The organism is Chamaesiphon sp. OTE_75_metabat_556, from assembly GCF_031378165.1.
GTDB lineage: Bacteria > Cyanobacteriota > Cyanobacteriia > Cyanobacteriales > Chamaesiphonaceae > Chamaesiphon.
The window spans coordinates 1-3,508 of record NZ_JANNDR010000451.1; the positions used below are offsets into that span (position 1 = coordinate 1).

The 3,508-nt window shown below is 49.9% G+C and carries 2 protein-coding genes; both read right to left on the reverse strand.

The window, feature by feature from the left end; all coding sequences use genetic code 11:
* Nucleotides 1-100 precede the first annotated feature (100 nt).
* Nucleotides 101-271, reverse strand: a complete 171-nt coding sequence (locus RMO27_RS18315) for a hypothetical protein (protein WP_309735164.1) — start codon at nucleotides 269-271, stop codon at nucleotides 101-103.
* On the reverse strand, nucleotides 231-3,508 hold a 3,278-nt coding region (locus tag RMO27_RS18320; protein WP_309735166.1), incomplete at its 5' end, for an AAA-like domain-containing protein. The genes RMO27_RS18320 and RMO27_RS18315, both read right to left, overlap by 41 nt.

Sequence of the window (3,508 nt, forward strand, 5' to 3'; positions counted from 1 at the left end):
CTAACGTATTTGAATAGCTGTCCACAACTGGATTAGGCAGATTTAGCAAAGTATCTAGGTGAAAATCCATATTTGGAAATAGGATAAAATTCCGCTATCGCTACATTTTACCCCATTTTCCCCATATTAGCGGGAGAGCCGTTCCGATCGTCCGATACATTCGATATTGGATCGAGAACTGTAAACCAGAGATCGCCACAATCGAACTTGAGCCAGCAGGATCGCCATCTTCATTGACGATCGAGCCAATCACTATTAAAGATCGTGGCATAAATCCGATTTTGAACTCGTAGAGATCCTTGTTGTTTGACAACTAGTCCCGACAACAGCAATTCCCGCTCTTCGGGGCGATCGGTTGCGATCGCTGACTCTTGCTCCCAAACTTGACGGTAGAGTGCGAGCAGTCGCGTGGATTGGGGACTGCGGAGGAGTCGAGTGGCGATCGTCTGGAGATGTTCGGGTTCATCCTGTGCTTCCCAATTAGCAATGACATGCGTCCAGACGAGGCGATCGATCCACTCGGTTTCCCCATTGGGCGGAATAGTCTCCGTAGTATTGAGGATCGACCGACAGAGCTTTTGGGTCAGGAAAGGTTGTCCGCTCGTCCAGGCGAGGATGGCTTTGAGGAGGGTTTGAGGATTGCTGACTTTTTCGGTCAGTCCTTGCAATAATGGTTGGGCTTCATGCTCTTGGAAGCCTTCGAGCTGAATGGCGCGCCCGATATTAAATGGGGTAATTTGGGTGTTATTAATTAACTCTGAAGGTGTCGCCACGCCAAATAGAGCGAAGGTTAAGCGGCGATACTCAGGATCGATCGTCCGCTGGTTGTAGCAGGAGCGAATCAGGGCAAAAAAGTCGTTGACAGGGAACTTCAAGCCCAAGACGCTATCGATTTCATCAATGAAGATCGCGATTTTGGTAGTGGGGGTGCCGACTTCTACTAATAAGACCGATTGGATAAATTCACTCAACCGCTGGACGGGGGACAGATCGTCGCGCTCTTGCCACCAAGCTTTGAGATTGAGCTTACTGCGCAGGTCGAACCGGCGGCCTAGCTCGAAGGCAATCCCCTTATACCATTGGTCGGGGGTGATATTTTCACTGCCGATCCGCGTCATATCGATCGGCGCACACCAGATCCCTTCTTGCTGAAGATGATCGATCGTGCTCACCATTAGACTAGATTTACCCATCTGACGGGGATTGAGCACATAGCAAAACTCACCGCGTTGGAGGGCTTGGTACAGGTAGCGATCGGCCGACCGCACCACATAAGTAGGTGCAGCCATCGGCAAGCTGCCGCCAACTTGATAGTCAAAGGTGGCTGGTGGTTCGGCACTGCGGAGGAGGGCGTTTTCAAACAGGAGTTTCGATTGGGTGGCTTTGAGAATTTCCAGGGTTTGAGACAGTTCGAGGGTGCGCTCGGAGACTTTTTGCTCTAGGGTGCGGCTATATTCGGTTAATTCATCTCTGGCGCGTTCGAGTTCTTGGGTAAACCGCACCCGATCGGCTTCAGCTTGTTTGCGCCCAGTAATGTCTTGAAAGGCCGAGATCGCATAGGCCACTCGACCGCGATCGTCAAAGACTGGCGTGCCGCGAGTCTCAACCGGAATAGTCCGATCGGCTCGGCGAATTTCGATATCATCGATCGTGGTGCGTTCGCCCATTAAGGCGCGGACGATCGGCATATTTTGCGACAAGTATGGTCGATCGGTTCCGGTTTGATAGAGTTGGTAAATCTCTGGTATTCGATCGGGTAGAGCTGATGTGACAATCTCCTGCCCTAACAACTCCCGCGCTGTCTGATTGGTGTAGTAAGGTTTGCCGTCAGCATCCAGAATGGCAATCCCCACCGGAACTGCATCGAGGAATTGCGAGAGCCGTCGCTCGTTTTCATGGACGGCGATATAGAATTGGGCATTTTGGAGCGAAATTGCTGCTTGTGAGGACAAGAGTTTGAGGACGGCCAAGCGTTGGGGCGTAAATGCTCCAGCCGTCGCATTGTTTTCTAAATACAAGATCCCGCGCAGCTTGCCGCGCTGCTCGGTGGCAGCGGCGGTACCCATGAGCAACGGCGTACAGAGAATGGATTTTGCTTGAGTGGCCATGATGTAAGGATCGCGAGTAAATCCGCCATCATGAGCCGCATCATTTAAGACGACACTTTCCTGAGTCCGCGCGACATAGTTGACGATCGCCATTGATACCACTGAGTTTTGGGGGGTATCTCCCAGCAGACATCGGCCGACAATAATCTGGCCATCGCCAGCAATCCCTTGGGCTTCGATCGCCCATTGAAGATCGCCACGATCGAGATCTCCCACGGGCAAGAGCAGGCAGCCTGTTTGAGCGCCAGCATTCTCGATCGCGATTTGCATCAACTTTTCGAGCAATTTGTCTAAGGCGATTTCACTCGAAATTGCGTGCGATGCTTCGATCGCTGCGGCCAAATCGATCGCTTCATTAGTATTAGTAGCAGTTGTCAACGAAATCTGGAGCGGGATGTTGTGAATTCCAGCGGCATTCGCCCTCAGCCACTGAGGATAGCGCGCTTCGAGATCGGCGACTTTCCGATTCGCACCCCATAGTTGATAACCTTGGTGTGCTCTTTGGCAATAAATCTGGGCAAATTCGGCTTTGGCTCGTGCCAACCAAAACTTGGCGGCTAGCTCATTTGCCAGTGCTTCGTTCTGGATAAATTCATTTGCTCTGGCTGAATTGATCGCGCGATCGTATAAGTCCATTGCCTCCGGCCAGTTACCGGAGATCCGTGCCATTTCGGCGGCCACCAACAAGTATTTATGCCGGAAATTTTCGGGGCAACGATCCGACCAGATCTGCATCTGCTGTTGATTGGCGACTAGCTTGTCCCAATATTGCGGCTGTTGCTCCGTGGTGGCGGTTGGATAGAGTGCGGCCAGGATCAGCGAGTCATAAAAATTATGCTCGGACACAAAGTACTGAGCCGAGATCCATGTCAATAACATTTCTGCCGATCGAGTGCAGGTGAAGGCGGCCTCTGGGCGATCGTGTAAATATAAAACTTGGGCTTTGAAGATTTGATAAATGCAGATAATATGCGGCAGCCGATCGTTCTCTAGCACATGCAATTCACTGACTCGATCGAATTGTAGATCGAGTTTGTCTACAGGTATTTCGATTAAGTCATTAAGCGTAAATTGCAATCCTTTAATCAACTCACTCCCCAGGAAATTATTTGTTTTTTTACAAAAATGCAATGAATCAGTAAGATTATTGGCGATTGTTTTTAGCTGTATTCCTTGGTGAAAATACCCAAACAAAATATAAGCCAATGCATAGCCTGTATATTGAATTTCTCCTGATTCCAATCCAGATTGATATCCGGATCTCAATAGGACGATCGTCGATGTTAGTGGCTTGACCCAGCACCTCAGCCAAGAACCAATCACCGCAACCTTACAGAGTTGTGCCTGATTATTGAATTTTTCACTTAACCTTAGCGCAAGTAACCCAAATTCGTGAGCAG